The 836-nt window shown below is 59.8% G+C and carries 1 pseudogene; it reads right to left on the reverse strand.

Features of this window, described 5'->3' with window-relative positions:
- Positions 1 to 758: pseudogene (locus tag NKI06_RS30840) on the reverse strand (helix-turn-helix domain-containing protein); the annotation flags it as partial.
- Positions 759 to 836: the final 78 nt, after the last annotated feature.

Genomic DNA, 836 nt, shown 5'->3' on the forward strand with positions numbered 1-836 from the left:
TGCATGCGCTCATGGCGCCCGTTCTGCTGCGGACAGCCCGGCTGGATGCGCTCGATGTCGATGCCCAGGCGCAGCCACCAGACCGACAGTTTGCTGAGATTGAACAGCGCGTTTGGGCTGGCAAAGGGAACGCCATTGTCGGTCCTGATGGCGCTGGGCAGGCCGAACTCTTTGAAAACGCTCTCGAACACCGTGAAGGCATAGGCTTCCTTGGTAGTCGACAACGCCTCGCAGGCGATGAGATAGCGGCTGGCGAAGTCGGTGATCGTCAGCGGATAGCAATAGCGCCGATCGGCGAGCATGAACTCGCCTTTGTAGTCGGCACACCACAGATCGTTGGGCCGATAGCCGTTTGAAAGTGGTGTTCCCATCGCCCTGTTGCGCCTTCGCTTGCGCGCTCGACCAGGCCATGGCGGTCGAGAACCGCATGCGCCGTCGAGATCGCAGGCCGGTGAACGTCAGGATACAGCCGGGCCAACCGTTCGCGTATCTTTGGCGCACCCCAGGTCGGCTTGTCTTGCTTGAGGCGCACAATCAGCTTCTCGATTTGAAACGGAAGCTGATTGGCGTGGCGGTAGGGTCGGCGTGATCGATCCGTCAGCCCCTCAAGGCCACTGTCATTGTAGCGTGTGAGGATCTTGTAGCCGGTCTTGCGCGAGATATCGAACTCACGGCAAAGCACCGCCATCTTCTCGCCGTCCAGCAGCCGGGCAATGAACTTCAGCCGCTCTCCATGACGTACACTCCTTCCAAGGCACCTTGCTCTCCTTGCAAAGGGCCGAAAGTGTAACCCATGTCTCCGGAATGAACTGTCACCCATCTCTCGGGAAGGGCAC

Source organism: Mesorhizobium sp. M0772, from assembly GCF_040320135.1.
In the GTDB taxonomy this organism is placed as follows: domain Bacteria; phylum Pseudomonadota; class Alphaproteobacteria; order Rhizobiales; family Rhizobiaceae; genus Mesorhizobium.